The organism is Candidatus Sodalis sp. SoCistrobi (assembly GCF_900143145.1).
Classification (GTDB): Bacteria; Pseudomonadota; Gammaproteobacteria; order Enterobacterales; family Enterobacteriaceae; genus SoCistrobi.
In genome coordinates, this window is sequence record NZ_FRDB01000294.1 from 1 (window position 1) to 2,797 (window position 2,797).

Genomic DNA, 2,797 nt, shown 5'->3' on the forward strand with positions numbered 1-2,797 from the left:
TGCTCATGCTGAGTTTCCAGCACTAGATTAACTGCCCGTTCACGGACTTCCGGAGAGTAACGTTTGGTCGTTGTCATAGAGACCTCCACTTTTAAAGTATAGACTCTAATTTATCCGGGGTGATTCAAGGGCGCGTGCTGGGCAGTGAGCGGGCACAGTTTGTGGCGCTGCAGGCCAGCGCCAACCAGGAAACCCGGTTGGCGACGTCGATGAAAGCTGGTATCGCGCTGGCGGCGCGCTATTCGCACAGCGGCGTGGTGGTGCGGCTGCAGGGGGAGGGCGTGCCGTTTAACCCGCAGGCGATGACCGGTGGCCGATTATGGGTGGATGACGCCACGGTCAAGGCGGTGGCGCGTCCGCCGGACAACCCGTTAACCCTGCCGGCAACGCCGGATGAGAAACAACAGCGTGCGCTACAGGAGCAGATTGCGCGGCAGGCCCGGCAGCCCGCCTCACCGCGTCAGCTGGACGCCTTGAGCGACGCACAGCTGCTCCGGCTGCTCCAGGCGGGGGAACTCCGGCCTGAGGCGGTGCGGGACCGTCTGCCGGCCGCCCTGGTGCGTGAGGCGCTGGCGCCGATGCGTCAGCAGGATGCGGCAATCCAGCAGGTGGCGCGGGAGAGTGTGGCGTCCCGCAGCCGATTGTCATCCCCGGCGCAGGGTATCGTGCCCGATGAGGCGCAGCGGCCAGAGCGTATTAAAGAAAAAACGCTGGGCGGCGACTGATGTATGGCGATTGATAGCATTGGAGAAGAAATGGCTATGACGTTGTGGGGCGCACTTATCGTGTTGCTGGCGATTTTTTTCGCGTTGCGCAGGCTGATGAAAAACCTTATCGGCGGCAGAGTCGCGCCGGGCGGGGTCTATGTCAGAAAGCCGTTTTTAACCGACGGGGAAAGGGCCTTTTTGTCTCAGCTTCAGGGGATTATGCCTGACGGCGATAGCGTGATGGCCAAGGTCCGGGTGGTTGACCTGGTCGAGGTCAATCCCAAACAGGCGATTGACGCCACGATGCGGCTGCGTTTTTTGAAACCGCTCGCGCACTGGCACGCTGATTTTGTCTGGCTTGACCCGCAACTCCGAGTCAAGGCGGTGATTATGCTCGATGAGAGCACGCATCAATTCAAAAAACGGCTCAGGCTGGATAAGCCCTTCCATCAGGCGATGGCGCAGGCGGGGATACGCGTGTTACGCGTCAACAGTTTTACCGACTTCACCGAGCAGGCCACGCACTGTGACGCACTTTGACCCCCACAGCGGCGAACGCCGCCCCTTACCCGCCGTGGTGCAGTTTACCCCGCTGCAGCAGGATGTGATAAAGCTGCTGGCGCTGGTCTTGATGGTGCTCGATCACGCCAACCGGGCGCAGGGGCTGGATTCTTCGACCCTGCTGCTGCTCGGACGCGGCGCATTTCCGCTGTTCGCGCTGGTCTGGGGCGATAACCTGGCGCGCCGGCCGGTCAGACAGGCCCAGGCCACCCGGCTATGGGGCTGGGCGCTGCTGGCCCAGCCGGGGTACTGGCTGGTGATGCGCCACGACGGCTTCACGCTGTATGAGCCGAATATCCTGTTTCTGTTTGCGGTGGTGACCCAGGCGCTGGCGATGGCGCACTGGCCGGTCCGCCAGGGCAGCCCCAACGGCGGCGTGGGTGGGGCGCTGCTGCTGGCGCTGTGGGGGTATTACGTCGCCACCCCCGGCACCTATGGCGTGGATGGCCTGCTGTTGCTGCTGGCGAGCTACGGACTCTGCGTTACCCTGCCGCCGACCGTCAGCGAGACCGGCTGGTTGCGCGGGCTGGCTATCGTCAGCTGGCCGATACTCACACTGCGGCTGAATGCCGGGCTGGGGCACAGCATGATGCTCTCTGGCCTGCTGCTGCCGACGCTGCTGATAGCCGGTGCCCTGGCGGTGGTGGCCATCAGCCCCCTCGACCCGCAGCGCCGTCTGTTGACGCCGGGGTTTTTCCTGCAGGCCTATGTGGCTCATCTGCTGGGGCTGGTTGCCGGGTGGGCCGGATGAGGCGTTTGACCGTCCTGTTGCAGACCGCTCTGTTATCGCTCGACCTGGCGATGAGGGCGCGCACGGCCGGCTTTACCGCTGCGGCGGCTTTTGGTAAAGTAGGGAAAATTTGGCTTTTGCTGGTCGTCCACGCCGGAAGGTGGACAGGATGGAGCCTGGCTCCAGACGCAAGTACCCCCAAGTTACGTGGAATCTTTGGTCGGATCATGCGTAAACTCGGGGGTCGTAAGCAGGCGCGGTGCCTGCGGGAATTATATCTCATGCGCGCTCAAGATCAATCCCCCCTGCCGACCTTAAGTGCAGGGAGCGGTGACTGAACTCTTCACTCCAGCTTTGCAGACCACGATTAACAGCCCGGTGCGGGACTGTTATGTCAGCAACCCTTACCCCTGTTACCGGTCGCCGACGCCGGATGCCGCCAAGCCGGCGATAGTGAAAGCTCTGGTCAAGGCGGCCCAGAACAGTAATCCGGCCCGGCATGAAGCCTGGTACACCACGCCACGTCTTGACGTGAAAACCGGCCTGAAAAAACCGTTTATCAAACGGATGAACGCCCATCGGGCGCGGGCGGTTAACGCGCTGATGGTGGCGATGGCTGACCGGCTGAATATCGTCTCCGGCAAGGTGGAGGCCAGCGTGGAGCAGCTGTCGGACTGGTGTGGCCTGTCAACGGGCAGCGGCGCCAGGAAGAGCATCTCACGCGCCAGCCGGGCGCTGACGACGCTGGAAGAGCTGGGCGCCATCAAATGCGAACGGGTGTGGGACGACAGCACGCATT

At 62.7% G+C, this 2,797-nt stretch carries 4 protein-coding genes; all 4 read left to right on the plus strand.

Annotated elements, in window-relative coordinates; translation table 11 throughout:
- Positions 1 to 119 precede the first annotated feature (119 nt).
- The gene (locus CINSTRO3249_RS17930; RefSeq protein ID WP_305781688.1) at positions 120 to 725 is read left to right on the plus strand and encodes a conjugative transfer relaxase/helicase TraI domain-containing protein; all 606 of its coding nucleotides are present in this window, start codon (positions 120 to 122) and stop codon (positions 723 to 725) included.
- Positions 726 to 728: 3 nt separating this feature from the next.
- A complete protein-coding gene (locus tag CINSTRO3249_RS14660) occupies positions 729 to 1,247 on the plus strand; it encodes a DUF2726 domain-containing protein (protein ID WP_074013792.1) in 519 nt (172 codons plus the stop codon).
- A complete protein-coding gene (traX, locus tag CINSTRO3249_RS14665; RefSeq protein ID WP_074013793.1) occupies positions 1,234 to 2,019 on the plus strand; it encodes a type-F conjugative transfer system pilin acetylase TraX in 786 nt (261 codons plus the stop codon). The genes CINSTRO3249_RS14660 and traX overlap by 14 nt, the downstream gene beginning before the upstream one ends.
- A gap of 309 nt (positions 2,020 to 2,328) precedes the next feature.
- A partial coding sequence (gene repA, locus CINSTRO3249_RS14675; protein WP_256381678.1) for a plasmid replication initiator RepA occupies positions 2,329 to 2,797 on the plus strand: 469 nt, incomplete at its 3' end.